The organism is Rhizobium sp. RHZ01 (genome assembly GCF_014851595.1).
Taxonomy (GTDB): domain Bacteria; phylum Pseudomonadota; class Alphaproteobacteria; order Rhizobiales; family Rhizobiaceae; genus Rhizobium; species Rhizobium altiplani.
This window is the reverse complement of the sequence record NZ_JACUZZ010000009.1, coordinates 162,354-186,605: the sequence shown is the minus strand read 5'-3', so window position 1 is coordinate 186,605 and position 24,252 is coordinate 162,354. Positions and strand designations below refer to the sequence as shown.

Annotated in this window: 26 protein-coding genes and 1 pseudogene; 12 read left to right on the top strand and 15 right to left on the bottom strand. The window is 59.8% G+C overall.

What is annotated here, in order from left to right:
- Together IB248_RS12480 and IB248_RS12475 are read left to right on the top strand one after the other, a co-directional pair.
- Positions 1–149, top strand: a 149-nt coding sequence (locus IB248_RS12480; protein ID WP_192240933.1) for a 4Fe-4S dicluster domain-containing protein, incomplete at its 5' end; no start/stop codon positions are given.
- Between the two features lie 50 nt (positions 150–199).
- Positions 200–844 carry a TetR family transcriptional regulator gene (locus tag IB248_RS12475; protein WP_192240932.1) on the top strand — a complete coding sequence of 215 codons (645 nt, stop codon included), beginning with the start codon at positions 200–202 and terminating at the stop codon, positions 842–844.
- Positions 845–1,286: 442 nt separating this feature from the next.
- On the opposite strand, the gene IB248_RS12470 is transcribed toward IB248_RS12475, so the two are convergent.
- The 8 genes from IB248_RS12470 to IB248_RS12435 all read right to left on the bottom strand — a co-directional run bounded on the left by IB248_RS12470 (position 1,287) and on the right by IB248_RS12435 (position 9,310).
- Positions 1,287–2,054: a fumarylacetoacetate hydrolase family protein gene (locus tag IB248_RS12470; protein ID WP_025661570.1), complete on the bottom strand. Its 768-nt coding sequence runs from the start codon at positions 2,052–2,054 to the stop codon at positions 1,287–1,289.
- 79 nt (positions 2,055–2,133) lie between these two features.
- Positions 2,134–3,510, bottom strand: coding sequence for an FGGY-family carbohydrate kinase (locus IB248_RS12465; protein ID WP_192240931.1), 1,377 nt, complete (start codon positions 3,508–3,510; stop codon positions 2,134–2,136).
- Positions 3,507–3,827: an L-rhamnose mutarotase gene (gene rhaM, locus IB248_RS12460; protein ID WP_192240930.1), complete on the bottom strand. Its 321-nt coding sequence runs from the start codon at positions 3,825–3,827 to the stop codon at positions 3,507–3,509. The genes IB248_RS12465 and rhaM overlap by 4 nt, the downstream gene beginning before the upstream one ends.
- Positions 3,824–4,837 carry an ABC transporter permease gene (locus tag IB248_RS12455; protein WP_192240929.1) on the bottom strand — a complete coding sequence of 338 codons (1,014 nt, stop codon included), beginning with the start codon at positions 4,835–4,837 and terminating at the stop codon, positions 3,824–3,826. The genes rhaM and IB248_RS12455 overlap by 4 nt, the downstream gene beginning before the upstream one ends.
- Positions 4,834–5,835, bottom strand: coding sequence for an ABC transporter permease (locus tag IB248_RS12450; RefSeq protein WP_192240928.1), 1,002 nt, complete (start codon positions 5,833–5,835; stop codon positions 4,834–4,836). The genes IB248_RS12455 and IB248_RS12450 overlap by 4 nt, the downstream gene beginning before the upstream one ends.
- A gap of 10 nt (positions 5,836–5,845) precedes the next feature.
- A complete protein-coding gene (locus tag IB248_RS12445; protein ID WP_169680483.1) occupies positions 5,846–7,381 on the bottom strand; it encodes a sugar ABC transporter ATP-binding protein in 1,536 nt (511 codons plus the stop codon).
- Positions 7,382–7,454: 73 nt separating this feature from the next.
- Positions 7,455–8,450, bottom strand: coding sequence for a rhamnose ABC transporter substrate-binding protein (gene rhaS / locus IB248_RS12440; protein WP_025661576.1), 996 nt, complete (start codon positions 8,448–8,450; stop codon positions 7,455–7,457).
- A 50-nt stretch (positions 8,451–8,500) separates the two neighbouring features.
- The gene (locus tag IB248_RS12435) at positions 8,501–9,310 is read right to left on the bottom strand and encodes a DeoR/GlpR family DNA-binding transcription regulator (protein ID WP_025661577.1); all 810 of its coding nucleotides are present in this window, start codon (positions 9,308–9,310) and stop codon (positions 8,501–8,503) included.
- 200 nt (positions 9,311–9,510) lie between these two features.
- Here IB248_RS12435 and IB248_RS12430 point away from each other — a divergent pair, with 200 nt between their 5' ends.
- Together IB248_RS12430 and rhaI are read left to right on the top strand one after the other, a co-directional pair.
- Positions 9,511–11,607 carry a bifunctional rhamnulose-1-phosphate aldolase/short-chain dehydrogenase gene (locus IB248_RS12430; RefSeq protein ID WP_192240927.1) on the top strand — a complete coding sequence of 699 codons (2,097 nt, stop codon included), beginning with the start codon at positions 9,511–9,513 and terminating at the stop codon, positions 11,605–11,607.
- A 62-nt stretch (positions 11,608–11,669) separates the two neighbouring features.
- Positions 11,670–12,962, top strand: coding sequence for an L-rhamnose catabolism isomerase (gene rhaI, locus IB248_RS12425; protein WP_192240926.1), 1,293 nt, complete (start codon positions 11,670–11,672; stop codon positions 12,960–12,962).
- A 62-nt stretch (positions 12,963–13,024) separates the two neighbouring features.
- Here rhaI and IB248_RS12420 read toward each other — a convergent pair whose 3' ends face one another.
- Positions 13,025–13,483: a carboxymuconolactone decarboxylase family protein gene (locus tag IB248_RS12420; RefSeq protein WP_025661580.1), complete on the bottom strand. Its 459-nt coding sequence runs from the start codon at positions 13,481–13,483 to the stop codon at positions 13,025–13,027.
- Positions 13,484–13,592: 109 nt separating this feature from the next.
- Here IB248_RS12420 and IB248_RS12415 point away from each other — a divergent pair, with 109 nt between their 5' ends.
- Positions 13,593–14,465, top strand: coding sequence for a sigma-70 family RNA polymerase sigma factor (locus IB248_RS12415; protein WP_192240925.1), 873 nt, complete (start codon positions 13,593–13,595; stop codon positions 14,463–14,465).
- Positions 14,466–14,541: 76 nt separating this feature from the next.
- On the opposite strand, the gene IB248_RS12410 is transcribed toward IB248_RS12415, so the two are convergent.
- Positions 14,542–14,754, bottom strand: coding sequence for a hypothetical protein (locus tag IB248_RS12410; RefSeq protein ID WP_192240924.1), 213 nt, complete (start codon positions 14,752–14,754; stop codon positions 14,542–14,544).
- A gap of 128 nt (positions 14,755–14,882) precedes the next feature.
- Here IB248_RS12410 and IB248_RS12405 point away from each other — a divergent pair, with 128 nt between their 5' ends.
- Both IB248_RS12405 and IB248_RS12400 read left to right on the top strand, forming a co-directional pair.
- Positions 14,883–15,506: a TetR/AcrR family transcriptional regulator gene (locus tag IB248_RS12405; protein WP_026371638.1), complete on the top strand. Its 624-nt coding sequence runs from the start codon at positions 14,883–14,885 to the stop codon at positions 15,504–15,506.
- 68 nt (positions 15,507–15,574) lie between these two features.
- Positions 15,575–15,763, top strand: coding sequence for a hypothetical protein (locus tag IB248_RS12400; protein ID WP_025661584.1), 189 nt, complete (start codon positions 15,575–15,577; stop codon positions 15,761–15,763).
- Positions 15,764–15,769: 6 nt separating this feature from the next.
- Here IB248_RS12400 and IB248_RS12395 read toward each other — a convergent pair whose 3' ends face one another.
- Together IB248_RS12395 and IB248_RS12390 are read right to left on the bottom strand one after the other, a co-directional pair.
- On the bottom strand, positions 15,770–16,207 hold the full coding sequence (locus tag IB248_RS12395) for a DUF1810 domain-containing protein (protein ID WP_192240923.1): 438 nt from the start codon (positions 16,205–16,207) through the stop codon (positions 15,770–15,772).
- A 70-nt stretch (positions 16,208–16,277) separates the two neighbouring features.
- A complete protein-coding gene (locus tag IB248_RS12390; RefSeq protein ID WP_169680476.1) occupies positions 16,278–16,586 on the bottom strand; it encodes a hypothetical protein in 309 nt (102 codons plus the stop codon).
- 225 nt (positions 16,587–16,811) lie between these two features.
- Here IB248_RS12390 and IB248_RS12385 point away from each other — a divergent pair.
- From IB248_RS12385 to IB248_RS12375, 3 genes and pseudogenes are all read left to right on the top strand, one after another.
- Positions 16,812–18,180: pseudogene (locus IB248_RS12385) on the top strand (amidase).
- A 30-nt stretch (positions 18,181–18,210) separates the two neighbouring features.
- Positions 18,211–19,074, top strand: a complete 864-nt coding sequence (locus IB248_RS12380) for a TIM barrel protein (RefSeq protein ID WP_192240922.1) — start codon at positions 18,211–18,213, stop codon at positions 19,072–19,074.
- A gap of 19 nt (positions 19,075–19,093) precedes the next feature.
- On the top strand, positions 19,094–19,888 hold the full coding sequence (locus tag IB248_RS12375) for an aldolase/citrate lyase family protein (RefSeq protein ID WP_192240921.1): 795 nt from the start codon (positions 19,094–19,096) through the stop codon (positions 19,886–19,888).
- A gap of 1 nt (position 19,889) precedes the next feature.
- Here the strand turns inward: IB248_RS12375 and IB248_RS12370 are convergent, their stop codons facing one another.
- Positions 19,890–20,561 carry a hypothetical protein gene (locus tag IB248_RS12370; protein ID WP_192240920.1) on the bottom strand — a complete coding sequence of 224 codons (672 nt, stop codon included), beginning with the start codon at positions 20,559–20,561 and terminating at the stop codon, positions 19,890–19,892.
- Positions 20,562–20,658: 97 nt separating this feature from the next.
- Positions 20,659–20,952, bottom strand: coding sequence for a hypothetical protein (locus tag IB248_RS31685; RefSeq protein WP_083929836.1), 294 nt, complete (start codon positions 20,950–20,952; stop codon positions 20,659–20,661).
- A 202-nt stretch (positions 20,953–21,154) separates the two neighbouring features.
- On the opposite strand from IB248_RS31685, the gene IB248_RS12365 reads away from it, so the two are divergent.
- Together IB248_RS12365 and IB248_RS12360 are read left to right on the top strand one after the other, a co-directional pair.
- The gene (locus tag IB248_RS12365) at positions 21,155–21,439 is read left to right on the top strand and encodes an acylphosphatase (protein ID WP_018856081.1); all 285 of its coding nucleotides are present in this window, start codon (positions 21,155–21,157) and stop codon (positions 21,437–21,439) included.
- 214 nt (positions 21,440–21,653) lie between these two features.
- A complete protein-coding gene (locus tag IB248_RS12360; protein WP_192240919.1) occupies positions 21,654–22,361 on the top strand; it encodes a L,D-transpeptidase in 708 nt (235 codons plus the stop codon).
- Between the two features lie 29 nt (positions 22,362–22,390).
- Here IB248_RS12360 and IB248_RS12355 read toward each other — a convergent pair whose 3' ends face one another.
- Positions 22,391–24,187, bottom strand: coding sequence for a PAS domain S-box protein (locus IB248_RS12355; protein ID WP_192240918.1), 1,797 nt, complete (start codon positions 24,185–24,187; stop codon positions 22,391–22,393).
- Between the last annotated feature and the right edge of the window lie 65 nt (positions 24,188–24,252).

Here is a 24,252-nt window from a genome sequence, read left to right as displayed (position 1 = left end):
AATGGGTGGAGAAGGATGGGCAAGAGACCTTTGTCATCAACGCCCAGAACTGCGTCCACTGCAAGACCTGCGACATCAAGGACCCCAACCAGAACATCAACTGGGTGCCGCCGCAGGGCGGCGAGGGGCCGGTCTATCCGAATATGTAAGGGTGCGGTTCGTCGCAAATCGGCAAAGCTCGATTCCGAAAGTGAAGTCGATGGTGAAAAGAAATCCGGAACGAACGAAGGAGACCATTCTCGACGCCGCAACCGGCGAATTCACCTGCTATGGCTTGGGCGGGGCAAGAATAGACGCGATAGCAGAGCGAGCAGGCTCAAACAAACGCATGATCTATCACTATTTCGGGGACAAGGAAGGCCTCTATTTTGCTGTCTTGGACCACGCGTTCGCAAAAATGCTGGCGGCGGAGCGGGCTCTTGAAATCGATTACACGCAGCCCCTTTTTGGAATCGCGGAGATAACCCGCTTCACATGGCAGTATTTTCTGGCAAATCCGGAAATGGTAAGCCTTCTCGGCACCGAAAACCTCAACCACGGCAGGTTCCTGGCCAAATCCGCAAATGGAAAGCTGGTCAATCACCACTTACTCGAGAAGCTGCAGAATTTGGCCGACCGCGGGATCGAGGAAGGAAGCGTGCGCAGTGGCCTAGACGCCCTCAAGATATTCATGACCGTTGCGTCGATGAGTTTTTTTTACCTGTCTAACCGTTTCACGCTCTCCACGATCTTTGACCGAGACTTTGAGCGGAAGGAATCGCTGGCACGTTGGGAGGACCATATCGTCCATGTTGTATTGAAGTCCACGGCACCGCAGCTAAGTGAGGCGTCCAGCAGCGCTTGAATGCGGGTTTTTCTGGCGAATTAGCCCGGCCTCAATACCATTTCTTGAAGTCCGCCCATTCGCTGCAAGGGCTCTTGACCTTGGTCGGCGGCTCCGCGGTCGATGGGGAGCGAAGACAATAACAGCACCCGAAGCCAGGGCAGCCGCGGCTCCGCTCGTGCTCTCATCGACGATGGTACAGCCGGCGCACGTCATGCCGAGTAGATATGCGGCTCGGTTTTATCCCCTCGGGATCGGGCTTGCTTCCACCGACGCGAACGGAGCCCCCCCTGAACCTTTATGTTGATGAACCTGGTAGTAGCGTCGTCAAAGATATTTTCAAACAGCGACCGGGCAATCGTCGACGTCAACCTACGTTCCGTCGACATCTTTACTAACGGCCGGCCTTCGTGAGTAATCTATGATAATCGCCCGGCCATCATCTATAGGTTGATAATCTCAGTCAGACGAGGGCCAGGCGCAAATAGGCAGATCCACCAAAGGCAATTTCGATTTCGCCTGGCGTGAGAAGTTCGATCGCGCCACAGAGCGTGCCCGTCGTGATGAGCGCGCCAGCCTTGAGCGATGTGTTTGGCCGCATCCCATCATTTGCGTAGTCCAGGAGCCACGTCAGGACATCTCCCTTGGGATGCTGGGCGGGCGCGTCATAGAGTGGCTGGCCGTTGAACGTCACCTTAAGCGCCGTTCCGCTCGCCGTGTCGACCGCCGACTTTGACACGCGCGGACCGAGCACATAGCCGCTGTTTCCCAGTCGATCGGCCAGAAACAGAAGGAACGAGATCTTGCCGCTCTCCTCAACGGCGCTGGCCAGAAGTTCGGCGCCGAGATGGACGGCGTCGATCGCGTCGACGATGTCGGCTCGGCTGTAGCTGCCCTCCCGGCGGATCGGCAGGTCACGGCCGAGGCGAACTGCGATCTCTGCCTCGAATTTGGTGCCCCTCTGCCACGGAATTTGCGCCCCTGAGTCAGCCTGCACATAAGGGTGCAGTGGCGCGGTTACGGCCTGCCCATCGGGCGAGACGGTCACCTTCCAGGCGTTGCTTTCGATCGCCTCATCGGCGGCGAGAAAATTCTGCGCGTCCATCGCGTGCCGGAGATCGGCAGGCAGGGAAAACCCAGCGGTCGGTGCCTGGTTTCGTGAACGGCGCAGACCGTGTAGTTTTGCTGCAAGCGCGCGCGGATCAAAGGGTGCGGCGGCCGAATCTGCCATGAGGTCTCCTCCTTTTGCTTCGAGTCGCGAGCCTATAGCTAACGCTAAGATGGAGCGAGGGGTCTCTATGGAAAGACTGCTATGCCATCGCTGCATGCCAAGCTCGACGGTAGGCGTCGAGCCCGGAGACAGGGCTTCGCGTGACATGGCGCTCGGCGCCGGCAGGTGGCTTGATGCCGGTCAGCAGAGCGGCGCCCTGGCTCGTGCCGGTCGATCCGGGGACGGCGATGACTTCGCGGTTGGTTAGAGCCGCAAGCAGCGTCAGATACGTATCGTTGAGCGCAAATGGTCCTTCCACGATGACCGGGCCCCGCGCGCCGATCAGATCGAGGCAGGCCTGGTTCATCATGGCGAGATAGAGGCAGAGCGCGGCGTAGCGCTCTTCGGGTGTCACGTCTTGCGCGTTGACCCAACGCGCGCTTTTGCCGGGGAATGGGCCGGAGCCCGGTGCAACATTCGCAAGCAGCATCAGGCGCTTTGTTATCGCCTGCTCGACCGCCGAGGCGACCTTTTCCTTGTCAACCTGTCCGATTTCGCCTGAGATGGTTTCATATTCGCGTCCGCCCATGAAGCGGGAAGAGGGAACGGCCCGGCCATAGGCATCGACATTGGCGAGTGTGTCGCGCTTGGGATCGAGACGATCGAGATCGCCGCCGACCCCGAAATTGATCACCCATGTGCCCGTCGAGACAACTGCGAAGGGTGCTGGGCGGTCAAGCAGATGTGGCAGAAGCGACGCGTTGGAATCGTGAATGCCACAATAAACGGGGATTTCGCGGGCGAGGCCGATCGCTTCGGCAATATCAGGCAAGACCGGCCCGAGGGGATCGAAGGCGGAACGGATCGGCGCCATCAGGTCACGGATGCCGAGAGTATCGACCAGCGAGGAATAGCGGGCGTCGCGCGGGTTCCAGAGGTCGGTATGGCAGCCGAGTGAGGTCACCTCGTTCGACACGACACCGGTCAGCCGTGCTGTCCAGTATTGCGGATAGGTGAGGATCGTTGCCACCTTGGCAAAATCATCAGGAAAGGCGGTCTTCTGGTAATGCAGCTGCGCGCCGATGTTCAGGCCCATCGTTTGGTGCGGCGAAAAGGTTTCTTCGAAGGGTGGACGCAGTCGCGCATATGCGTCGCTGATGTCGACGGGATATTCATGCTCGTAGTCGAGCACCGGCATGGCCAGATTGCCCGTCCTGCCGAGAAGCGCAGCCGAGGCGCCATGGGTGGTGATCGAGATGGCATCGAAACCCGGCTTCCTGGCGAAGGAGCGAAGGGCATCCAACGTGAAGGACCAAAGCCTGTCGATATCGTAGTGCGGATAAAGTCCACCCTTCAGAACCGTGTTCGGAGTTCTCGCCACGGCGATTTCGGCGCCGGTCGCGCTGTCCAGGACCACGACCTTGGCATTGGTCTTGCCGATGTCGAGAACGGCGATGCGGCTGTAATTCGGCGTCATGGCATATGGAAGACGGTGACGAGGTCGCTCTGGACGGGAGAATTATCCGGGTTGGTTGCCATGATGTCGGCCATGTGAGCCCACCACTTCTTCATGACAGGGTGGTCTGGCAGGCTTGCCATCGCATGATCGACGGGACGGGTCAAAACGCCAAACAGAGTGTTCGTTTCGCGGTCGAGATGGATCGAGTAGTCGCTGGCGCCGGACTGGTGCAGCAGGTCGACCAGCTCCGGCCAGATTTCGTCATGCCGCTTCCTGTACTCGGCTTCCATGCCGGGGTTCAGCGTCATCTTGAAGGCGTGCTTTTCCAACGTCATTTGGAACTCATGGCTTTGAGGCGGCGGGCGACGATCGGGATCGCGATGGTGATGATCAGCAGCAGGCCGATGAAGATCGACATGACGATGCCGGGCACATTCAAGAGGCCGAGGCCGAAGGTGACAAGGCCCATGACGAAGGCGGCAATCACGACGCCGCCAATCTTGCCGGAGCCGCCGAGAATGGAGACGCCGCCGAGCACGACCATGGTAACGACTTCGAGCTCCCAGCCCTGAGCGATCGAGGGGCGGGTGGAGCCGAGGCGTGAGGTCAGGCAGACGGAGGCGACGCCGCTCATCACGCCCGTCAATATGAACAGGATGAATTTCACGCGCTCGACCGGGATGCCGGAGAACCGGGCGGCGAAGTCGTTATTGCCGATCGTATAGACCTGACGGCCGAAATTCGTGGCATGCAGCAGGATCGCAAAGGCGATTGCGAGCACAATGAAGAGCACGAACTCGAAGGAGAAGACCCAGAAGACATAGCCCTGGCCGAAGAAGGCGAAATCGTCCGGATAGCCTCCATAGGCCTGATCGCCCAGGACGATGTAGGAGACGCCGCGAAACAGGCTCATCGTGCCGATCGTCACGACGATCGAAGGCAGCTTCATGACGGAAACGAGAAACCCGTTGAACATGCCGCAGAGCAGGCCAACGCCGATGCCGATGAGAACGAGGCCGGGTGCCCCGACACCGACTTGCGCTGCCGCTCCCATGGCGGTCGAAGCAAGGGCGATAATGGCCGCAACCGACAGGTCGATCTCGCCGGCAATGACGAGCAGCGCCATGGCAAATGCGATCATCGCCTTTTCGGTGAAATTGAAGGTCGCGTCCGAAAGGTTCCAGGCGTCCAGGAAGTAGGGGGATGCCAGCGAGTTGAAGATGAAGATCAAGACAGCAACGCCGAAGAGGAGGACCTCCCAGCTCGACATGATGCGCTTGAACGGCGTGCCGAGGCGGTCCGGGATGACGCGCTTCTCGCGCGGGGTGGAAACGACGGTGCTCATGCTGCCACCTCTGCTGGTGTCTCTGCTGCGGCCTTGTCACGCAGGATGATGCGGCCACGATTGCGCTCGCGCCTTGCATTGAAGACGACGGCAAGGATGATGACGGTGCCGGAAATCGCCATTTGCGTGAACGGCGAGATGCCGATGACGGGAAGGGCATTCTTGATGACACCGAGGAACAGGGCGCCAAGCACGGTCCCGATCACCGAGCCGACGCCGCCGGCAATCGAGATGCCGCCGATAACACAGGCTGCAACGCTGTCGAGTTCGAAGCCGTTGGCGATATCGACATAGGCGACCGCATAACGCGAGACCCAGAGATAGCTGGCAAGCCCGGCGAGCGCTCCCGACAGAACAAAGGCAAGGAACTTCGTCCAGCCGACATCGATGCCGGCGTAGACCGCAGCCGTCGGATTGCCGCCGGCAGCATAGGTCGAGCGGCCAAACTGAGTGTATTTCAACAGCATGTAGATCAGCGCGACGATAATGATCGCGGCCCAGCTCAGGATCGGCATGCCGAGGACGACGGTGCGCGGCACGTTGAGAAAGGTCGGCGTCATCTGGTGCGCGTTGACCCATTCGCCGCCTGACAGGACGAAAGCCATGCCGCGATAGATGGTGAGTGTGCCAAGCGTGACAACGATTGGCGGAATTTCCAGCGCCCAGACAAGGAAGCCGTTGATCGCACCGAGAAAGGCGCCGATCAGGATCGCGGCGAGGATCAAGACGATCAGCGGCAGGTCGGGATAGGCGGCGTTCATCATCGCAATGGCCATGCCGGTGAAGGCAAGGTTTGCAGCAACCGACAGGTCGATCGACTTCGTCAGGATGACGGTCATCTGAGCGAGTGCAAGGATGATCAGGATCGACGTGTCGTTGAAGATGGCAGCAAGGTTGCCGGGTGTCGCGAAATCCTGGGCTCTCGTCGAGAAGGTCGCAACCATGATCGCGATAATGATGAAGAGCAGGGTTTCGCGTTTTTTCAGGAGTCTCGACATTCCGATTACCTCAAGCATTACCGGTCGCGGCGCGAACCAGCGTTTCCGGCGTCAGATCCTTGCGCTCGAAGAGGCCGGCCATGAGGCCTTCCTTCATGACGAGGACCCGATCGGACATTCCAATGATTTCCGGCAGTTCTGACGAGATCATGATGATCGACAGTCCCTCGGCGGCAAGCTCGCTGATGAAACCGTGCACGGCCGCCTTCGAACCGATGTCGATGCCTTTCGTCGGCTCGTCGAGGATGATCACCTTCGGCAATGTTGCCAGCCACTTGCCGATGACCACCTTCTGTTGGTTGCCACCCGACAGGGTTCCGACCGGAACCGAAAGCGCTGCAGCGCGCAGGTCCAGGCGCTCGGCATATTTGCGTGCCAAGGCAAATTCATTGGCCGCCTTCAGGAAACCCTTGCGCGATGTGCGCCCGAGCGACGGCAGCGTCATGTTCTGGTAAATCGGCATCGGCAGCGCCAGGCCGTGGCGGCCGCGTTCTTCCGGCACGTAGACGATGCCGGCGCGGATCGCATCGAGTGGCGAGTGGATTGTCAGCGCCTGGCCCCCAAGCTTCAGCGTGCCGGATGCGGGTTTGGTGATACCGAACAGCGACTGGCAGAGCTCGGAGCGACCGGCGCCGATCAGGCCGTAGATACCAAGGATCTCGCCCTTTCGAAGCGTGAACGAAATGTCGCGAAACTCTGTCTGGTGACAGTATTTCTCGACCTCGAGCACCGGACCTCCGATGGCCACGTCAACCTTGGGGAATGCATTTTCGACATCGCGACCGACCATGAGACGGACGATATCGTCCTGCGGCGTCTGCTTGAGTTGGCCGTGGCCAACAGCGCGACCGTCGCGGAAAACGACGTAATTGTCGGCGATCTCATAAAGCTCGTCGAACTTGTGGCTGATGAAGAGGATCGCCTTGCCCTGTGCCTTCAGGCCCTCGACAATGCGGAAGAGGTCATCGATTTCCTTGCGCGACAGTGCTGCGGTAGGTTCGTCCATGATGACGATGCGCGCTTCGATGGAAAGTGCGCGAGCAATTGCGACAAGGTGACGCTGAGCAATCGAGAGATCCTTGAGACGGATCGTCGGATCGATGTTGCTTTCAAGCGAATGGAGCAATTCCTTCGACCGACTGTTCATCAGTTTCCAGTCGATCGTGCGGAACTTCGTGCGCGGCGCGTGGCCGAGGAAGATGTTTTCAGCAACCGTCAACTCGTCGAAGAGCACGGTTTCCTGGTGAATGGCGGTGACGCCGACGTCGATGGCGGCCTGCGCGTTGGCGAAGGTGGTCGGCTTGCCGTCGACGATGATCTCGCCTTCGTTCGGCCGGTAGATGCCGGTCAGGATCTTGACGAGTGTGGATTTGCCGGCGCCGTTCTCACCGATCAGGGCGGTAACCTTGCCGGGATAGAGCGCGATGCTGACGTTATCGAGCGCCTTCACGCCGGGGAAAATCTGCGAAATGCCGCGCATCTCGAGGATCGCGGGCGCCTCGTCCGTCTTGAAACCCGCGACGGATTGTTGAAGGGCAGTGTTCATCAGCGTTTACCAGTGTTCAAATGAAAAGTCCCGGCGGCGGGAACCGCCGGGTTTTTGCTTGGATGAGCGAGGCTTAGAAAACCTTCGAGAACTGGTCGATGTTCGAAGCGTTGTACACGAACGGATCGGACATGGCGGCTTCGCCCTTGTCGTCGATCTTGATCTTGCCCATGCGGCCAGCTTCGATTTCGGTGCCCGGCTTGCCGGTCGCGTCACCCTTTACGAGGTGGTAGGCGATCTGCGTGGCAGAGTAACCGAGGTCGATCGGGTTCCAGATGGCGAATTCCTTCGTTGCACCAGACTTGATCGCGCCAGCCATTTCAGACGGCAGGCCGAGGCCGGTCACGTAGACCTTGCCGACAAGACCCTTGTCTTCGACAACCTTGGAAGCGGCCAGAACGCCGACCGTCGTCGGAGCGACGATGACCTTGACGTTCGGGTTCGACTTCAGCAGGCCTTCGGCTTCGCGATAGGACTTGTCAGACAGATCGTCGCCGTAGACTGTCGTGACGAGGTTGAGGCCCGGGAAGTCCTTGAGCTGCTTCTTCATCTGGTCGATCCAGATGTTCTGGTTGGTCGAGGTGGTCGTTGCCGACAGGATTGCGAAGTCACCCTTGCCGCCTTCCAGGTGGTCCTTGGCGAGCGTCAGGCACATCTTGCCGATCAGCTCGTTGGACGACGGGTTCAGCTGCAGGATGCGGCCGTCCTTGTTGACGCCGGAATCCCAGGAGATGACCTTGATGCCGCGCTGCTTGGCCTTCTTCAGGGCCGGTACGACAGCGTCCGGGTCATTGGCGGAGATGGCGATGGCATCAACGCCCTGGGCGATCAAAGAGTTGATGACTTCGATCTGGCCCTCTGCCGTCGTCGAGGTCGGGCCGGTGTAGATGACTTCCACGCCGCCGAGTTCCTTTGCCGCTTCCTGTGCGCCCTTGTTGGCGGCTTCGAAGAAGCCGTTGCCGAGAGACTTCACGACCAGGCCGATCTTGACGTCCTTGGCGCTTGCGGCGCCTGCCATCAGGGCCACCGCAAAGGCGACGCCGACTGCGAGTGATTTTGCGAATTTCATGCTTTATCCTCCCACGTTGATAAGACTTAACTACATCCTGACGGGGCCCCTCAGGCAACCGACGAGGAATCCTCCTTCATTTGCGAGATCGTGCTCGCAATGACGAGCTTGATGCCCGCATCCTCGATCATCCGGACGGAGTCCTCGGGAACACCGTCGTCCGTAATGATCGTCGAAACACGGTCGAGCGGGCACAGAATGAGGCTCGACCGGCGGTGAAATTTGCTGGAATCGACCATGACGACGAGTTCGTCGGCCTGGTGCATCAGCTTCTGTTCGCTTTGAATGATCTGCGCGTCGGATTCCATGATGCCGAGCGGACCGACGCCCTGCGCGCCGATGAAGAAGCGGCGAGCGTAGAAATTGCGGATCGCATCATTGTCGAATGGCGACAGGATCAGGCTCTGCTCGCGGTAGATCACCCCGCCGGGGACCGTTACCGTGTTCTTCGAGTGCTTGACCAGATGCTCGGCAATCGCAAACGAGTTGGTCATCACCTGCATGCGATGGGCGGCCATGAAGTGCACCATCTGAAACGTGGTGGTCCCACCATTGATGATGATCGCATCGCCCTGATCGCAGAGATCAACGGCAGCGCGCGCTATTGAGCGCTTTTTATCGATGTTGACTGATTCCGAGACCCTGAAGGGTCGCCCGGCCAGATTGCCGAGTTGCGGCGGATGCACGGCCTCTGCGCCACCGCGTACACGCCGGATCTTTCCCTGCACATGAAGGGCCGCGATGTCACGCCGGATCGTCGCCTCGGAAGCCTCGGTCAATTCGGAAATATCCTGAATCGTAACGACCGACTTTTCCTGAACGGCGCTCAATATGATGCGATGGCGTTCGCGTTCGTGCATGGGGTTCCTCCTAGCTTGCTTATTTCGCAGTTGTGAGAATGTGTCAATCAAAAACGATCATAAAATTTCATATTGCGCTGCAACATAATCGATTTTGATCGTTTTCGATTGACAATGTCCGTTTTGATGAGCGATACCGTGACCGCAAAGGAGCGTCGAGTTCGTTCGCGCGTCCAAGAAATTTTACATGGGAGGATGACATGGCGGCAACCGTCCGGCTTCTTGATAACCGTTGGGACGATTCATACGCGGCAGGCCTCGATGAGCCTGGAAAGCTGCTCTATCGCTCGAATTTGCTGGGTGCCGACAAGCGCATCACCAACTATGGCGGCGGGAACACCTCTGCCAAGGTCATGGAAACCGATCCGCTGACCGGCGAGAAGGTCGAGGTTCTCTGGGTCAAGGGTTCGGGCGGCGACGTCGGGACCATCAAGCTTGACGGCTTCGCCACTCTTTATCAGGACAAGCTCGTTTCCCTGAAGGGCATCTATAAGGGCGTCGAAGACGAGGACCGCATGGTCGGTTTCCTCCCGCACTGCACCTATAACCTCAATAGCCGCGCCGCCTCGATCGACACGCCGCTGCACGGTTTCGTGCCCTTCACCCATGTCGACCACATGCATCCGGACGCGATCATCGCAATCGCTGCCTCCAGGAACTCCAAGGAATTGACGAAGCAGATTTTCGGCGACGAAATCGGTTGGCTGCCGTGGCGCCGCCCGGGCTTCCAGCTCGGCCTCGACCTAGAAGCCTTCGTCAAGGCGAACCCGAATGCCAAGGGCGTCGTGCTCGAAAGCCACGGTCTCTTCACCTGGGCAAACGATGCAAAGGCCTGCTACGAGCTGACGCTCGACATCATCAACAAGGCGATCGTCTGGTTCGCGGAAAAGACCGAAGGCAAGACGATCTTCGGCGGTTCCGCCACCTCAAGCCTGCCGGTCGAGCAGCGCCGCGCCATTGCGGCCCGCCTGATGCCTGAAATCCGCGGTCGCATCGGCAAGGCGGAACGCAAGCTCGGCCATTTCGACGATCAGGATGCCGTTCTCGAATTCGTCAATTCGAAGAATCTGCAGCCGCTTGGCGCGCTCGGCACCAGCTGCCCTGATCATTTCCTGCGCACCAAGATCCGCCCGCTGATCGTCGACTTCGATCCGGCAAAGCCTGACGTGGATGCGATCGTTGCCGGTCTCGACAAGGCGCTCGAAGACTACCGCGCCGACTACGCGCGCTATTACAACGACTGCAAGCATGACAATTCGCCCGCCATGCGCGATGCGAACCCTGTCATCTTCCTCGTTCCCGGCGTCGGCATGCTGTCGTTCGCCCGCGACAAGGCAACGGCGCGTATCGCCAGCGAGTTCTACGTCAACGCCATCAATGTCATGCGCGGTGCCTCGACCGTTTCCGAATATCAGGGCCTGCCGGAGCAGGAAGCCTTCGATATCGAGTACTGGCTGCTCGAAGAAGCCAAGCTTCAGCGCATGCCGAAGCCGAAGAGCCTTGCAGGCAAGGTCGCCTTCGTCACCGGTGGTGCCGGCGGCATCGGCCGTGCGACCGCTGCCCGCCTGATCGGCGAGGGGGCCTGCGTGGTCCTGGCCGATATCGACCAGGAAGCGCTCGACAACACGAAGGCCGATTTCGCTAAGCAATTCGGCGCCGACGCCGTGCGCGGCGTCAAGCTTGATGTAACCAAGGAGGACGGCGTGATCTCGTCCTTCGCGGAAGCCTGTGTTGAGTTCGGTGGCGTCGATATCCTTGTATCGAATGCTGGTATCGCTTCGTCCGCCCCGATCGAAAGCACTGAGCTTTCGATGTGGAACAAGAACATCGACATCCTGGCGACCGGCTACTTCCTCGTGTCTCGCGAGGCGTTCCGCCTTTTCCGCAAGCAGGATCTCGGTGGCAACGTCGTGTTCGTCGCCTCCAAGAACGGTCTGGCATCGTCGCCGAATGCTGCCGCCTATTGCACGGCCAAGGCTGCCGAGATCCATCTTGCCCGTTGCCTGGCGCTCGAAGGCGCAGAAGCCGGTATTCGCGTCAACACCGTCAATCCGGACGCCGTGCTGCGTGGTTCGAAGATCTGGAGCGGAGAGTGGCGTGAACAGCGGGCGGCATCGTCCAAGATCGAGATCAACGAGCTCGAGGAGCATTACCGCAAGCGTTCCATGCTGAAGCTCAATGTCTTCCCCGAGGACATCGCCGAAGCAATCTACTTCCTGGCGTCCGATCTCTCGGCGAAATCAACCGGCAACATCATCAACGTGGATGCCGGCAACGCTCAGAGCTTCCCGCGCTAAGTCCAACTGCTGCGGCGGGCAAATGCCCGCCGCCTTTCATCCACATGTCCGGGGAGGAACCCATGGCCGAGTCAAGAATCGCGCAGGACCTGATTGCGCAGGAAAACGACAAGCGCGCAGCAGCGCTCAAATCCGACTATGAAGCGCTCGGCGCCAATCTGTCGCGCCGCGGCATCGACATTGAAAACATCACGCGCCGGGTATCCGAATTCTTCGTCGCTGTTCCGTCCTGGGGCGTTGGCACCGGCGGCACCCGCTTTGCCCGTTTCCCCGGCACCGGCGAACCGCGCGGCATCTTCGACAAGCTCGACGACTGCTCCGTCATCAACGAGCTGACGCGCGCCACGCCGAACGTCTCCCTGCACATTCCGTGGGACAAGACAGATGCCAAGGAACTGAAGGCAAGGGGCGATCAGCTCGGCCTCGGTTTCGACGCGATGAATTCGAACACCTTCTCCGACGCGCCGGGCCAGAAGCATTCCTACAAATTCGGTTCGCTCAGCCACACCGACGCCGCAACACGTGCGCAGGCGGTTGAGCACAACATTGAATGCATCGAGATCGGCAAGTCGATCGGCTCGAAAGCATTGACGGTCTGGGTTGGCGACGGCTCGAACTTCCCCGGCCAGAGCAATTTCACCAAAGCATTCGAACGCTATCTCGCTTCGATGGCCGATATCTACAAGGCTCTGCCTGACGATTGGAAGCTCTTTTCCGAGCACAAGATGTATGAGCCGGCCTTCTATTCCACAGTCGTGCAGGACTGGGGCACCAACTACCTCATCGCCCAGACGCTCGGCCCGAAGGCGCAGTGCCTGGTCGACCTTGGTCACCATGCACCGAACACCAACATCGAAATGATCGTTGCCCGCCTGATTCAGTTCGGCAAACTCGGCGGCTTCCACTTCAATGACTCGAAGTATGGTGACGACGACCTCGATGCCGGTGCGATCGAGCCCTATCGCCTCTTCCTCGTCTTCAACGAGCTGGTCGAGGCAGAGCAGCGCGGTGTCAACGACTTCAATCCGGCCCACATGATCGACCAATCGCACAACGTGACCGATCCGATCGAAAGCCTGATCAACAGCGCCAACGAAATCCGCCGCGCCTACGCGCAGGCGCTGATCGTCGATCGCAAGGCGTTGGCTGGCTACCAGGATGAAAACGACGCGCTGATGGCGACCGAAACGCTGAAGCGCGGCTACCGCACGGACGTCGAGCCGATCCTTGCAGAAGCGCGTCGCCGTTCTGGCGGTGCGATCGATCCTGTGGCGACATACCGCGCGAGCGGCTACCGCAGGAAGATTGCCGCCGAACGCCCGGCGTCGATTGCCGGCGGCGGCGGCATCATCTGACCCTTAGCCTCCCAAGGCCGTTCTATCGGGCCGCTGTCGACGAAACAGCGGCCCGGCACCGTTTACGGCCTCCATTCACCGGCAATCTGACGGGTGGCGATGTTCAGCCGGTTCCAGACGTTGATGTTGGCGATGGCGATGACGAGGGCTGCCAGGCTCTTGCCGTCGAAATGCCGCGTGGCTTCATCCCAGATGTCGTCAGGCACTGGGTCGGCGCGATCGCTGACGCGGGTGACCGCCTCCGTCAGCGCAAGGGCTGCGCGTTCGGCCGGCGTGAAATAGGGCGTGTCACGCCAGGCACTGACGGCAAACAGGCGCTCGTCCGTCTCGCCAGCCTTCTTGGCGATCCGTGGATGTCCGTCGATGCAGACGCTGCAACCATTGATCTGGCTGGCGCGTAGATTGACGAGTTCCAAAAGGATTGGCGACAGACCTGTTTTGGCGGGTATCGTCCCGAGGGCATGCAGCGCCTGCATTGCGTCGGGAATGACGATCGCCGGATTTCCCATTCTTGCTTGCATCACGTTTCTCCATGGTGTGTTTTCCAAACTGACGCCGCCGGACGTGCTGTCACATCGGCCGGCTTTTGTTCGTCATGGGGTTGACGGAACACAGTGGAGGAATGTGACAATGGATGAGAAAAATTGGCTGGCGGGAGAATTTGAGGCGAATCGGGCGCATCTGGGCGCCGTCGCCTATCGCATGCTGGGCTCCCGCGCCGAGGCCGACGACGCTGTTCAGGAGGCCTGGCTGCGGCTCGGCCGGTCTGATGCTGACGCGATCGACAATATCGGCGGCTGGCTCACGACGGTTGTGGCGCGCATCTGCCTCGACATGCTGCGGTCGAGAAAGACACGCCGGGAAGAGCCATTCGATCTACCCGTCCATGAACGCCTGGCCGACACGTCCAAGACCGTTGATCCGGAGCGGGAAGTGGCTTTTGCCGACTCTGTCGGCATGGCGCTACTCGTTATCCTCGAAACATTGGCGCCGGCCGAGCGCGTTGCCTTCGTGCTGCACGATATGTTCGATCTCCCCTTCGACGACATTGCGCCGATCATTCATCGCTCTTCGGCGGCAACGCGCCAACTCGCAAGCCGTGCTCGCCGTCGGGTTCAAGGCAGGACCGATGTGCCGGAGGCGGACGCAGCGCGCAAGAAGCAGATCGTCCACGCATTCCTTGCGGCTTCGCGCCTCGGTGACATCAGGGCGTTGCTGTCAATCCTCGATCCGCAGGTCGTGTTCACCCCGGACACTGCGGCGATGCGGTACAACCCTTCGGTTCGCGAGCTTCGCGGCGCGGATGCTGTGGCAGAGACGTTCAGGGGGCGTGCTCAGGCGGCGCAGCCGGCGATGATCGATGGAGAGTTCGGGCTGGTGGTGGTCGTGGGGGGACACCTGCGGGTCGTCTTGCTTCTGACCTTCGACGGGGAGAAGATCGCCGGGATCGATGCCGTCGCCAACCCCGACTATCTCGCCAACTTGAAATACGACTTGCTCTAAAAATAACAGTTCAAACGAAAAGAGCCGTCGCTTGGCCAGCGACGACTCTCACAGGGGCAGGGAAGCGCCCGAAACTTCAGCAATAGCTGCACATGGCAGCCGGGTTGTTGTTGGGGATCACGTTCAGAAACTTGCCCACTGGAGAGGTCCGCTGTTCGCGCTTCCTGGCAGCCGTCTCAAGCAGACGCTTGAAATCGTCAAGTTTCACGCCGTCGGCACTGAGCACCATGGCGATTAGGGGGTCGTGAAGGGCTTCGGTAATGGTCAGGTCTTCTCTGGTCTTGCTCATGGTTTGCCTCCTTTCGTGGGCGGTAGCCCGTGTTCCACCCCGCTCCGGTCCAATCAACCACGTTGACTTCGGCAGAGAGTGGTGTTACCGGTAAGTAACAATGCATTTGTTACCGATCGGTCACATGGATGTCAAGGACCTTGTCCGCGAAAAAATCAGAATCATTGAGCCTGCTGTCTCCCGCAAATACTGACGAGAAAATCCCGCCACGGGAGCGCATCGTCTCCACCGCTGCCGAGCTTTTTCGCGAGCACGGCATCCGTGGCATCGGTGTGGATGCGATTGCAGACGCGGCGCTGACCAACAAGATGACGCTCTACCGGCATTTCGGCTCCAAGGACGAGCTGGTCTGCGAGACGCTGCGCCGCGCTTCGGAAAGAGCCGAAACAATCTGGCGCGATCTCGAGACAACCCATCCCGGCGACCCGAAGGCGCAGCTCAGGGCATGGATCGAAGCGCGAACGCAAAGCCTTTGCGGCGAGCACGTCGGCTGTGATCTCGCCAATGCAGCCATTGAGCTGAAAGGTGAGGGGCATCCCGCCTATAGCGTGATCGAGCGCCACAAGGCTGAGCAACGCGACCGGCTCGAAGCGCTCTGTCGAGCAGCCGATGCGCGCGAACCGAAGCTGCTGGCCGATACACTGACGCTCCTTCTGGAGGGGGCTCGTGTTACGCGGCAAGCCATGGGCAACGACACATGTTGCAATCATTTCTCCAAGGCCTGCAACGCTGCCATCGCCGCCTTTGCGTGATGGCACCCGCCGATCGGCGGGAACCATATGCCTTTATGCCCGTTTCGGAAGATGCGGGAAGCAAAGGCATGGACTATCTCTATCTTCATCGTCTGTATGCAAAACGAGCCGAGCTCGAGGCAAAGCTCGAGCTCTATGAGGCGCGCGATTGCTTCGGTGACGAAGAGATCGATGATGGCACCGATCAAGAGCTGCGAGAGAAGCTCAGCGAAATTTCGAGCGAGATCGACACGCTGGAGCGCTCGCGCGCGCCCTGAACGGCTCTAGCTACTGGCGTCCAGAAGCTGAATGGTGCGGTCGTCGAACTCGCCGCGATAGAGCCGGTCAACGACTTTGTGAAAAGCCGACCCGTGCTCGCTGATCGCCGCAAAGAGGGTCATGGACGACTGCAGCTTGAGATCATCAGGAGACCCGAAGATCTCGTGGGCGGATTTTCCCTCGATCGAAAGGACGGCATCGACACAGCGCAATAGTCTGCTACCGAGGACGGGGTCCGCGAGATAGGCGGTGGCCTCTTCCGCCGAGCGGATGGCGTATTTCTCTGCCATGGACGATGAGCCGAGCCCGGCGATCTGGGGAAATATGAACCACATCCAGTGGGATCGCTTGTGTCCGGCTCTCAATTCCGAAAGCGCTCGCTCGTAGGTACCATTCTGCGCATGAACGAAGCGATCCAGATCATAATCAATCTCATCGGGCATCGACGATCCTCCCCTTGCGCATAACTATATCATGGGGGAGGGTTGTCCATGCCCGCAACTCGACAGGTCCTCAGCAGGACCTGTCCGGGTATGGGCTGTGCTCCCGGCAATAATCGACCGAGGGCAATGAATCCGAGATTGACCCGACGGCTGCCGTGTCGAGGCCCGATGCCATGGGCACCGTGAAATGGACCGTCAGTCCGGCAATGCCTAGTAGCGCAAAGGCCGCAAGAACGATGAAGCGTTCTGATATTGAAGGTTTGTGTGCACCAACATGCTCGGCGTATTCGCGTTCACCCATGCCATTCAACTCGTCATCTGTCGCGTGGTGGTGTACCACGTCGCCACGCGCCGCGTTCCAACTCTCGCTGTTTGTCATTTTGTTAACTCCTACACTGATGCGTGCACCGACACATGATCGTCCTCTCGCCGGCGAACAGCACGAAAACGCATGTGTGTTCTTTTGGGCCGAGATTGAAGACCGGATACACAAACGCAGTGTTCATAAAATCGAACCAATCGGTTTGATTTGGAACTTTGAGGGCTTGGCTCCTCGACAAAATTCAGCTTAGTTCGGATGATCAGTCAGATTGCGGATGCCCCCATGACCAAATCATTTGGCGCGATGTCCATCGCACAACTTTCCAGTCTCATTCAAACAACAGCGGTCGATCCCATCGAAGTGACGGAAGCTGTTATCGACGGCATCGAGGCCTATGCCGACCAGGCGGCCTTTACGGCAATCCTGAAGGATCGCGCAACGGAAGAGGCGAAGGCCTCATCGAAGCGAATGAGAGGGTCGCTCTTGCGGAATGCTGGACGGCATACCGATCGCCTGGAAGGACCTGTTTGACATCAAGGGGCGGACAACGACGGCCGGGTCGACAGTACTGGCCAGAGAGCCGGCTGCGCAGGCGGACGCGGCTGTCGTGGCAACGCTGAAACAGGCGGGCATGGTCTCGATTGGCTGCACGAACATGAGCGAGTTCGCCTTCTCCGGGCTCGGCCTAAATCCACACTACGGCACGCCGCGCAATCCACGCAGCAAAGATGTTCCGCGCATTCCGGGTGGCTCATCGTCCGGCGCTGGCGTTGTGGTGGCAGCTGGCCTCGTGCCGGTGGCGATGGGGACGGACACGGGAGGTTCGGTGCGCATCCCGGCTGCCCTCAACGGTATCGTCGGATACAAGGCAACGCGCGGTCGCTATCCGATGGCAGGCGTCTTCCCGCTGGCAAAGAGCCTGGATTCGCTTGGTCCGCTCTGCAGGACCGTTCAGGATGCGGTGTGGATCGACGCGGGAATGCGAGGCGCGTCAGCGCCGTCAATAGCCGCTTGCCCACTCAAGGAGTTGGATATCGTTATCCCTGACAATATCGTTTTCGATGGTGCTGAAGCTGGCGTGGTCGCAACTTTCGAGACGGCGGTCGATTGGCTGGAGGCGGAGGGTGCATCGATCAGCCGGATCAAGATTCCGGCTTTTGATGAGATATTGGCGCTCATGGCTCGATATGGTGCCCTGGTCACGGCCGAAGCCTATGTGCTTCACCGCGAGCGATTGGCTGGGCCTGCGGCTGACGACATGGATCGCCGCGTGGTCGTGCGCACTCGACTGGGCGAGAAGACCACGCTTGCGGCCTATCTGGCGATCCTTGAAGCCCGCGAGCGGTTGATCGCCGATGTCGACCGCCTTGTCGGTAACAGCTTCGTTGCGTTTCCGTCGGTCGCCCATGTGGCGCCGCCGATCGCGCCATTGGAGGCCGACGACGATTTGTTTTTCGCAACCAACGGGAAGACCTTGCGCAATACGCTTTTCGGCAACTTCCTCGATTGGTGCGGCGTATCGATCCCCTGCGGGACGGGAGATGCCGACATGCCGGTCGGCTTCCTGCTTTCTGCCGTGGGCAAGCGGGACGAAGCGCTCCTTGGCGCGGCGCTTTCGGCGGAGACAGTTATCCGCGGAGAATTTACTTGAGATCGTAAGCATTGCTCCCGGGAGGAGAACATGACTGAAAGCAATTTGCAGAATGGACGTTTTGCAGTTTCGACGTGGTCGCTGCATCGGCTCCTGGGGGCCGTCTATCCCTACAGCCCCGATCCGGAAAAAAGTGCGGCACCCAAGGAGCCATATGGGCCGGGGCGTTCCGCGCTGACCGACATTCCGGGGCAACTTGCCAAACATGGTATCGGACGGCTTGAGATATGCTCGTTCCATCTGCCAAGCATCGAAGCGGCCTATCTCGCGGAGATGCGCTCAGCGCTTCACGACGCCGGCATCCTGCTTCAGACACTCCTCGTCGAAGATGGCGATCCCAGCCATCCAGAGACCGCGGAACGCGACATTCAGTGGATTGCCGGCTGGATTGGCGTCGCGGAATCGCTTGGCGCCAGGAACATGCGTGTGATCGCCGGCAAGCAGATGCCGACCGCAAAAAACCTTGAGCGGGCCGCGGGCCATCTCGGTTGGCTTGGAAAGCAGGCCGAGAACAGCGGCGTTCGCATTGTCACGGAGAATTGGTTCGACCTTCTGCCTTCGCCGAAGGAAACCAATTGGCTGCTCGATACACTGCAGGGCAAAGTCGGCCTGAATGGCGACCTCGGAAACTGGGCTGCGCCTGAAAAATACGCAGGGCTTTCCGACATCATGCGCCGTGCGGAACTCTGCCACGCCAAGGCCAATTTCAATGAAGCGGGGCTTGACAGCGCCGACTACCGCAAGTGCCTGGAAGCGTGCCGGACGGCAGGTTACGACGGACCGTATACCTTGATCTACGATTCACCATTCTTTGCCGATGAGTGGGACGGCATCCTGCTTGAAAAGGCATTCATCGAGGACTTCCATCAGGAAAAGCAGCGCGCGGCTGGCTAAACCGCGAAAGGAGCATGGCATGACTGGCGCAACGACGATCGACGGCTTCGCAAGGCGGATCAGAGGCGGTGGGGGCGGATTGATTTCCGCGTGGATCGGCATTCCCGATCCGCTTTTCGTCAATCATCTGGCGCAAGAGGCCTTCGATGCCATCGTGCTGGATATGCAGCATGGCGTCTGGGATATCGGATCGGCAGCCGTTGGCATTGGCCAGGGGCGGCTTGCCGGCAAGCCGGTGCTCGCCCGAATTCCGGTCGGTGATTTCGCATCGGCCTCGCGTCTTCTCGATGCTGGAGCCTCGGGCATCATTGCGCCGATGATCAACTCGGTGTCTGATGCCGAGGCCTTCGCCAGGGCCACCAAGTATCCGCCGGTCGGCGAGCGCAGCTGGGGGCCGACGCTGGCGATCAACCACACGGGACTTTCGGCCGCTGAGTATCTCGCGACCGCGAATGAAGAGACCGTGGCCATTGCCATGATCGAGACGCGTGCAGCCCTTGATGCTGCGGATGAAATCATGCGTGTTGAGGGAATTGACGGCATTTTCGTCGGCCCGTCCGATCTCTCGATTGCCCTGTCGAATGGAACGAAGCTGGCACCTGACACGGCGGAGGTCGACGGCGTTCTCAAGCACCTCATCGCCCGTTGCCGTGCTCACGGCAAATTCGGCTGTGTCTTCGGCAGCAACGGCGAGCGGGCCGGAGAATTGTTGAAGATGGGCTTCGATCTCGTCATTGCCGGGGCCGACACGCAACAGCTACGCTCGGGCGCCGCCAGCGCGATTGCCGCCGCGCGACGCGTTCAGTCAAGCTGAACTACTTGACGGCCAGCCAGATGACATGACGCGCGCCTCCGCGTTTTCCGTTGGCGCGCGTATTGACGGCCTCGACGGCAAAGCCGCAGTCACGAAGCCGACGGGTGAAACCGGCATCCGGCCCGGATGACCAGACGGCAAGAACACCTCCGGGTCGCAAGGCATCGCGTGCGGAACGCAGGCCAGCGAAATCGTAGAGGCTGTCGTTGGAACGACGCGTCAGGCCGTCCGGCCCATTGTCGACGTCAAGCAGGATGGCGTCGAATTTCGCCTTGCTTTGCCGGATCAGTACGCCAACATCGCCTTGATGGATGGCGACACGCGGATCGTCGAGACACCCCTGAAAAACCGCCGACATCGGACCGCGTGCCCATTGCACCACCGCCGGCACCAGCTCTGCAACCGTGACGGATGCATCCGCCGGCAGGGCCGAGAGGGCGGCACGCAGCGTGAAGCCCATTCCGAGACCACCGATCAGCATGTTCGGGCGAGGATGTCCCGCGATCTTATCACGGGAAAGTGTTGCGAGCGCCTCCTCCGAGCCACTCAGGCGGCTGTTCATCAGCTCGTTCGAGCCCAGCATGATCGAAAATTCGCTGCCTCGTTGCTTGAGGCGCAATTCGCCGCTTTCTCCGGGGATGGGCGCGGAATCTAGTTGGACCCAGGGGAGCATGTCTGTCGTGCCTCGCGTTGCGCGGTTCCCCTAGCACAAAAGAAGTTCCCCGCGAACCGCCAGCGAGGCGCGCGGGGGACGGTTTCGACGTGATGGCTCAATTGTTGTTCCGGCACGCCTGATTGGTAAGGGTGTTGGTTCCACGCACCGTTCGGTGCTGGCCCTCGGGGCAACCGGTCCATTGTATGGAGTTGGTGCTCGTCGTCGTGGTGCCAAAGTCGATTGGTATCGAGAGCCCGCCTCCACCTGTTCCTTCAGTATCAGGCGAGGTTCCAAGCGGCGGCGACCCGTCGAGGCGGCCGCTGCTGTCCATCCCCATATTTGCTTGCGCAAAGGCTGAACCGGCGAAACTGAGGAGGAGCACTGAAGTCACTGCGATAAGCCTGCGCATGATCGAGATCCCTTCAAGTTGAAGCACTTACCAATGTAGCGCGTCATTCGATTCAGTCCAGCGGAACAAGCAGTTATGGCGTTGAAAATCGCGCAATAGCAAATGATGCTTAACAGCCGCCGCAAGCGGCTGCGCCGGCAGTGCTTGAATTCTCTCCTTGTGCGCCAGATTGCTTAGAAGGCGCGGACCAACGGAGGCAAGCATGGGCGAGAATTCCAAAGCCGTTCGGGTGCGGATATCCGGTCTTGTCCAGGGCGTCAGTTTTCGCGTTTGGACACGGGTCCGGGCTGAGGAGTTCGGCCTTGCGGGCTGGGTCCGCAACGAGACCGATGGATCCGTGACGGCGCTTATTGCGGGGCCGGAGACGGCTGTCTCGGCGATGCTGAAGGAATTTTGGAAAGGCCCCCCCGGCGCGTCGGTGCAAGCTGTCGAGGCCTTACCGGTATCCCCGGACAGCGTCCCCTCCGGATTTCGGATTACGGCATAGCGCGGATTGGGAGAAACCGCGAGCTCCTCGCCGAACCGGAACGCGGCTATGGGCAACAGCCAATTGTTGTCCTCTTTCAACAGTCTCGCCGTAACGCGACCTCGTCCTGCATTTCTGATGACCGAAAACACATTTCAGCCATGGTATGAGCGAGTAGACATGTCTTGCCTGACTGAAACATGAATCGGAATCTTTGAAATTGCATGCCACCTCCATGATCCGACCGCTGTTGGCAGCGGCCGGTGCCTCACTTCTTGCTGCTTGTACGCAACTTCCTTCAGAACGAATTGTCGCAACTGCTCCGGCTCCCTCCATTGAGACGATTGCGCCCGAACAAGAGCCGCAGCCTGCGATCCAGCCCGTGGAGCGGGCTTCCGAGAAGCCGGACTACTCCCTCGCTTATGCCGAAGTCGACGAGGGTGAGTTTCGCTGGCCCGCGATAGATCACACGGCGGTCCATCCCGACTATTTGCGCCAGGAAGTCGATTATGCGACGGACGAGCCGCCGGGCACCATCGTGGTTGAGACGGAGAAAAAGTTTCTCTACCTGGTGCTGAAGGATGGACGAGCCATTCGCTACGGTGTGAGCCTCGGTGCCCAGGGCCGGGCATGGAAGGGGCGTGCAATCATTCAGTGGAAGCGAAAGTATCCGACATGGACACCGACACCGTCGATGATCAGTCGCAATCCGAAACTCGAACAGTGGAAGCAAGGCATGCAGCCCGGCGTGAACAACCCCCTCGGGGCACGCGCGCTATACATCTTTCAGGACGGCCAGGACACGCTCTATCGCATCCACGGCTCTCCGGAATGGCAAACGATCGGCAAGAACGCCTCGTCTGGCTGCGTACGGATGTTCAATCAGGACGTCATCGACCTCTACGAACGTGTGAGAGGCAAGGCGCCACTGCTTGTGAAGTGAACACCGCCTGACGCAGGCGGTGTTCGCCACTACGGCGCTGGATCGCTCGAACGATCATGATCCCATCCGGCGCCGACAGCGGCGTCGACCTCGCAGATGACGCCGGCTGGGTCGTAGCTGATCGTTACGTCACCCTTCAACTCGGCCGCCAGCAGGTTTTCGATCAGGCGCGAGCCGAAGCCTTTTCGCGATGGAGGAGTAACGGCCGGCCCCCCCATTTCCTGCCAGCGCAACCTCAGCCTGTTATCGCCGCCAAGCGACCATTCAATCGTAACGTGACCTTCCGGTGCGGACAAGGCACCATACTTGGCTGCATTCGTCGCCAGTTCATGCAGAGCCAGCGAGATTGACACAACCGCCCGCGGCGCCAGTTGGATGCTCGGGCCCGAGATCGAAAACCTGTCACGCTGATAGTGAGACAGAGACTGCTTGATGACGGCTTCCAGTTCGGCCTGCTCCCAGTTGCCGTGTGTCAGGAGATCATGTGCCTTGGCCATCGAGGCCAGTCTGGCCTCGAAAGCGTCCACGCCGGCCCGGGTTGCCTCCTCGCGTCCGAGCGTCTGTCGCGCAATCGCCATCACGGTCGCGAGCACGTTCTTCACACGATGGTTCAGTTCGCCCACGAGAACTGTCTGGAGCCGCTCGGCCTCCTTTCGGGCGCTGATGTCGTGCGCTATTTTTGACGCTCCGACAATCCTGCCATAGGCGTCGAAAATAGGCGAAACGCTGAGCAGGACGTCGACAAGCCCGCCATCCTTGCGGCGGCGCTTGGTCTCATAGGGCTCTACCTTTCGGCCGGCACTGACCTGCCTGATGATCGCAGGCTCCTCTTCAATCCTGTCATCCGGAACCAGAATGATGACCGAGCGGCCGATCGCTTCCTCGGCTGAATAGCCGTAGAGCTTTTCTGCTCCGATATTCCAGCTCGTGACCCTCATGTTCAGGTCGGTACCGAGAATGGCATCGTCGGACGAAGCAATGATCGCGGCAAGGCGGCGTTCAACCTCCTGGGCCCGCTTGCGTTCGGTGATATCGACGACAACCGCTGCGGTTTGCCGTATCTCTCCATTCTTGTCGCGAAGAGGCGAGACGGAACTCGCTACCCATACGAGGCTACCATCCTTGCGAACGTAGCGTTTCTCAATGTCGAAGCTTTCGCCGGTTTCCACCATCCTCCTGAACGATTGGACATAGTTGTCCAGATCCTTGGGAAAGGTGATGTCCTGCACTCGCATCTTCAGAAGCTCGGCTTCCGTGTATCCGACGATGTCGCAGAAACGGCTGTTGACCAAGAGCAGACGGCCCGCGAGATCAGACTGGCCTATGCCTGCGGCCGTTTGTGAGAATATGGCACGAAACCGCTCCTCGCTCTCCCGCAACGCGGTCTCGAACCTGACGCGTTCTGTGGTCTCGCTGACGATGCAGAAGACGCCGCCGACCTTTCCCGCTTCGTCCCTGATCGGTGAATAGGAGATGTCGAAGTGGACAGTCTCAGGATAGCCGTGTCGCTCGATATAGAATGGGCGGTCCTTGGCAACCACTGTCTCTCCGTGATCAAGAACACGTCGCAGGAGCGGTTCCAGATCACTCCACAATTCGCTCCAGTGCTCGCGGGCGGGGCGGCCGAGCGCCTGAGGATGCTTGCGCCCGATTGTAGGGGCATAGGCGTCATTATAGAGAGCGATAAAATCCCGGCCCCAGAATATGACGATCTGCGCCTTGGCGGGCAGCATGATGTCGACGGCCGATTTCAGTCCGGCCGGCCACGAGGAAAAGGGGCCGAGGCCGCTTGCTTCCCAGTCGTGGCCGAAAATGCGACCGGCCATCTCGCCCGATGCGGTATATGTATCGCTGCTGCGCAGGGGTCTCGTCCTCTCTAGAGTGCCCTTGT

Bases quoted from the DNA above. Each gene is read 5' to 3' on its own strand.
- IB248_RS12445 (WP_169680483.1), bottom strand. From the start codon at position 7,381: ATGAACACTGCCCTTCAACAATCCGTCGCGGGTTTCAAGACGGACGAG.
- IB248_RS12410 (WP_192240924.1), bottom strand. From the start codon at position 14,754: ATGAGCAAGACCAGAGAAGACCTGACCATTACCGAAGCCCTTCACGAC.
- IB248_RS12420 (WP_025661580.1), bottom strand. From the start codon at position 13,483: ATGCAAGCAAGAATGGGAAATCCGGCGATCGTCATTCCCGACGCAATG.
- rhaM (WP_192240930.1), bottom strand. From the start codon at position 3,827: ATGACGTTGGAAAAGCACGCCTTCAAGATGACGCTGAACCCCGGCATG.
- IB248_RS12455 (WP_192240929.1), bottom strand. From the start codon at position 4,837: ATGAGCACCGTCGTTTCCACCCCGCGCGAGAAGCGCGTCATCCCGGAC.
- rhaI (WP_192240926.1), top strand. From the start codon at position 11,670: ATGGCCGAGTCAAGAATCGCGCAGGACCTGATTGCGCAGGAAAACGAC.
- IB248_RS12380 (WP_192240922.1), top strand. From the start codon at position 18,211: ATGACTGAAAGCAATTTGCAGAATGGACGTTTTGCAGTTTCGACGTGG.
- IB248_RS12375 (WP_192240921.1), top strand. From the start codon at position 19,094: ATGACTGGCGCAACGACGATCGACGGCTTCGCAAGGCGGATCAGAGGC.
- IB248_RS12465 (WP_192240931.1), bottom strand. From the start codon at position 3,510: ATGACGCCGAATTACAGCCGCATCGCCGTTCTCGACATCGGCAAGACC.
- IB248_RS12430 (WP_192240927.1), top strand. From the start codon at position 9,511: ATGGCGGCAACCGTCCGGCTTCTTGATAACCGTTGGGACGATTCATAC.
- IB248_RS12415 (WP_192240925.1), top strand. From the start codon at position 13,593: ATGGATGAGAAAAATTGGCTGGCGGGAGAATTTGAGGCGAATCGGGCG.
- IB248_RS12395 (WP_192240923.1), bottom strand. From the start codon at position 16,207: ATGCCCGATGAGATTGATTATGATCTGGATCGCTTCGTTCATGCGCAG.
- IB248_RS12405 (WP_026371638.1), top strand. From the start codon at position 14,883: ATGTCAAGGACCTTGTCCGCGAAAAAATCAGAATCATTGAGCCTGCTG.
- IB248_RS12360 (WP_192240919.1), top strand. From the start codon at position 21,654: ATGATCCGACCGCTGTTGGCAGCGGCCGGTGCCTCACTTCTTGCTGCT.
- IB248_RS12355 (WP_192240918.1), bottom strand. From the start codon at position 24,187: ATGGCCGGTCGCATTTTCGGCCACGACTGGGAAGCAAGCGGCCTCGGC.
- IB248_RS12370 (WP_192240920.1), bottom strand. From the start codon at position 20,561: ATGCTCCCCTGGGTCCAACTAGATTCCGCGCCCATCCCCGGAGAAAGC.
- IB248_RS12365 (WP_018856081.1), top strand. From the start codon at position 21,155: ATGGGCGAGAATTCCAAAGCCGTTCGGGTGCGGATATCCGGTCTTGTC.
- IB248_RS12400 (WP_025661584.1), top strand. From the start codon at position 15,575: ATGGACTATCTCTATCTTCATCGTCTGTATGCAAAACGAGCCGAGCTC.
- rhaS (WP_025661576.1), bottom strand. From the start codon at position 8,450: ATGAAATTCGCAAAATCACTCGCAGTCGGCGTCGCCTTTGCGGTGGCC.
- IB248_RS12390 (WP_169680476.1), bottom strand. From the start codon at position 16,586: ATGACAAACAGCGAGAGTTGGAACGCGGCGCGTGGCGACGTGGTACAC.
- IB248_RS12435 (WP_025661577.1), bottom strand. From the start codon at position 9,310: ATGCACGAACGCGAACGCCATCGCATCATATTGAGCGCCGTTCAGGAA.
- IB248_RS12470 (WP_025661570.1), bottom strand. From the start codon at position 2,054: ATGGCAGATTCGGCCGCCGCACCCTTTGATCCGCGCGCGCTTGCAGCA.
- IB248_RS12450 (WP_192240928.1), bottom strand. From the start codon at position 5,835: ATGTCGAGACTCCTGAAAAAACGCGAAACCCTGCTCTTCATCATTATC.
- IB248_RS12475 (WP_192240932.1), top strand. From the start codon at position 200: ATGGTGAAAAGAAATCCGGAACGAACGAAGGAGACCATTCTCGACGCC.
- IB248_RS31685 (WP_083929836.1), bottom strand. From the start codon at position 20,952: ATGCGCAGGCTTATCGCAGTGACTTCAGTGCTCCTCCTCAGTTTCGCC.